Origin of the sequence: Streptomyces atratus, from assembly GCF_040655115.1 — a bacterium.
GTDB lineage: Bacteria > Actinomycetota > Actinomycetes > Streptomycetales > Streptomycetaceae > Streptomyces > Streptomyces atratus_D.
Genome location: NZ_JBFAJH010000128.1, coordinates 1 through 3,258, shown reverse-complemented (window position 1 = coordinate 3,258; position 3,258 = coordinate 1). Strand labels below are relative to the sequence as shown.

Here is a 3,258-nt window from a genome sequence, read left to right as displayed (position 1 = left end):
GCTACCTCACGCCCCACGAGACACGCCTGCGTTTCCAGCAAGACCAGGACCTCGCGGCATAACAAGATCGTGTCCAAGATCACGGGGAAACTTCAGTGACCCGTTCCCGGCACCCTTGGTGACAAGCAGCGCGCCGATCTTGTGACGCACACTGCGCCGCGGGACTCTGCTGCGCATTTCGCTGGGGCGTGCGGGGTGAGCGTGTCGGGGGCCAGCAGCTGCGGGGTGACGTTGGGGTGTCGGGTCTCCCGGTGCTCGCTCAGAACAGTTCTAGGTCCTCGCCGCTGGTGTCCGCGATGACTGGCCGGGACTGGGCAGGGAGGCCGTCCAGGCGGTCAGGACCGGCCGCGGCGGCCACGGCAGGGGCCGTCTCGGCCAACCAGGCACGAAACCGCTCGGCGGCTTCGCGGTAGGGGACTCGCGCCAGGACACGGTGCTCGCCGGAGGGGCAGAAGTCGACGGCGACAGTGAGCAGGCAGGAACGGGGCGCGTTCTGACTGCCCGTCCAGGACACGCGCAGGACACCGCAGGGCTTGCGCCCGCGGGGGGCGCGGTGGGTCGGGCGCACCGATCGGCAGGCTATGTGGGCGGTCCATGCGGCGAGGTGCGGCAGGGGCAGGGTGGTGCGTGCGCGGCAGCCGGGGCAGCGGTGCCAGTGGCGGAGCCAGTCGTCGGTGTCGGTGTGGAAGAGGCGTGTGTAGCGGTTCGCCACGCGGATGTCGTTGCTGTACAGGTGGTCGGGGCGTTCCTGTGTGTTGCAGGACTGGCAGACGGGGGCGCGGACGTAGCCGTGTTCGTGGCAGTGGTCGAGGACGGCGGCGGGCGCAGTGCGGCAGACGGCGCACGCCCACCCAGCCACCCTGCGGGAGGTACCGGGCTTCCTGCTGAGCACCGAGTACAGCTGGCCTTCCAGCTCTTTGTTGTACGGGTGCAGTGAGGCGGTGGGACCCTCGGGGCTCGTCGTCTGCCGACCGTCGGCGTCTCGGGCCTGCCGGGGGTGGGAGGGCGGCTCGGTGACGGCTGCGCTTGCCTGGCGGGTCCGCGCGGCTTGCACCCACTGCGTTTCGGCGTGCTCGGCCGCGTCCAGCAGCCTGACCACAGCGCGCGGCAGCCACCACGTGAGCTGCGTCCCGTCGCGGGTCTGCTCCACGAGTAGCTGTCGCCAGTCGATCCCCGCCAGATGGTACGGCCGGCCGGCTTCACGTCGTGCTGCCCGCTCGGGGTCGCCCAGCTCCTGCAGTTCCCCCTTGATGCGCTGGCGCCAACGCAGCGGCGTTTCCTCGTTGCACTCCTGCCTCGGCGCCCCACGAAACGGACCGATGCGGACCAGGTCCTGCCGATCCATCCCAACCGCGTTCAGTTCCGCGGCCGCCCGGCGCACCTCAACTTCCGGAACACTCCACTGACCGTTGCTCGCCCTCACCGTCGCCACCACATGGCCGCCGAGCAGGACGTACCTCACCTGGACACGGGCAGGAGAGCAGGTGAATGCCCCAGAAGCCGTCGGCACAGCACTGTCGGCCGTCAAATCGACCCACAGAGCGTCCGCGGCACCCAGGGTGATCAGGCCGTCCGTGCGACCGGGCATGACACGTTCTGACATACCGACAGGCTAACGGCCTGCAACGCGGCAACGGGTTCCAAGCGCCTCGGTCAGCGGGGCCGCCGCCCGCAACTCCCTATTCCTGAGCATCTGGTTTGTCAGCACATCCCGTGCCCGTAGCCTCACCACCAGAACGTCAGGAACCGGGCAAGTCGCCCTCGCGCATCAGCGGTTCCCGAGCCCAGACGAATTGAGCAACAGAGTCCCGCGGCGAGCCAAAGTGGCAGGACAGCGTCACCGGCAGATCCTCGAAGGACACTGCAGGAGACCTGCAGGACCACCACCAACACCGAGACCGCTCGGACGAGTTACAGCAATGCCCCCAACTCCCCGTCGGACATGTAGTCTATGAGAAGTCGCAGTTCAGAGCCGGTGCACGAGCTCCTGCGGTCGGTAATGTCGAGTACAAGAAGGGCTCCGACAGCGGCGTCTTCTCTGAACTCACGCGACGAGGTTCCGCATGGTCATCTACCAGCCGCCAACTTCCGCCGTGTGATTCTTCGGGCGATCTCGAACATCAGCACCCAGCGAAGTCGGGAGCCCATGTGAGCAGGATCCCGCTGGCCTCCGCGAGCGAGGTCCACCTTGAGTCGGTCGGCTGCTTCTCCAGGACCAAGACAGGACGCATTCGACCGCGTGTCCTCGCTAGTTGGAGCTGATGGGCATAGTCGAGGACCTGCCCGATCCCCAGCCGAATCTGCTGGTCTTCTCTCGCACCGGCCAAACTTTTGACCTCGGCGATGAAGACGTCGTCGCCACGTGACCAGCCTGCGTCGAAGCGGGGAGCGTTGCGAGCATGTCCGCGGAGTTCGATGTGCTGGCGTGCCAGGTGCTCGATGAGTGCTGCGATAGTCGACTCATGTGCTTCCGTGCCCTTGTCGAGGTGAGCGAGGTCGAGCGCCAGTGCACCAGGCTCGTGGCGGCCAATTCTGTGTCGCTGAAGCGGGCCACCCAAGATCCCATCTCCAGCTTGAGGAAGGACGCAGGTGTCCGGCGGGACCGTCCGCTGGGACACGTTCGGATGATCCAGGACGATTTCGAGGACCGGGACGCCGAGCAGAGCTGCCTCGATCCCGCACGTCGAGTAGGCGCTCGCCAGGGCGTCGGCACCAGCGAGGCAGCCCCGAGCGCCGACTCGCGGATCGGCCACGGCCGCGAGCGGCCTTCCGTCACGCCGGAGCAGTGGGGACAAGGTGTCGGCGCTCTGTGCCGGGTGCGGAGCGATGACGAGCCCCCAGTCGCCGTCCGCCGCACGCAGCCCGTCCAGGAGAAGGACTGCCTGGGCCTTGAGTCGATCGGGTCTGAACGGCTGGCAGGACCACACCGCGATCCGGGCAGGAGCACGGCGGTTACCGGGCGCCAACAACTTCTCCAGGTACCGCCGTTGTGCCTCACGGCCGAGGCCAGCGAGCGCGTCGAAGCGGGGCTGTCCCAGCACGTGGACTTCGGCGGCGGGGTTACGCACCCACGCTGTCGCCAGCGGAAGGTCCCGTTCCCCCATGACGACAATGTCGCGGCTGTGCAGCGCCGGCCACGCGACCGACTCCTCCGTCCACGCTCCGTGAAGTTTCCCCGTGATCTTGGACACGATCTTGTTATGCCGCGAGGTCCTGGTCTTGCTGGAAACGCAGGCGTGTCTCGTGGGGCGTGAGGTA

Annotated in this window: 2 protein-coding genes; both read right to left on the bottom strand. The window is 67.6% G+C overall.

Features of this window, described 5'->3' with window-relative positions; genetic code table 11:
• Positions 1-259 precede the first annotated feature (259 nt).
• Entirely contained in the window at positions 260-1,603 is a 1,344-nt protein-coding gene (locus AB0I23_RS41330) for an endonuclease domain-containing protein (protein ID WP_359118410.1), read from the bottom strand.
• A gap of 517 nt (positions 1,604-2,120) precedes the next feature.
• Complete coding sequence (locus tag AB0I23_RS41325) at positions 2,121-3,191, bottom strand: hypothetical protein (RefSeq protein WP_359118408.1); 1,071 nt, start codon at positions 3,189-3,191, stop codon at positions 2,121-2,123.
• Between the last annotated feature and the right edge of the window lie 67 nt (positions 3,192-3,258).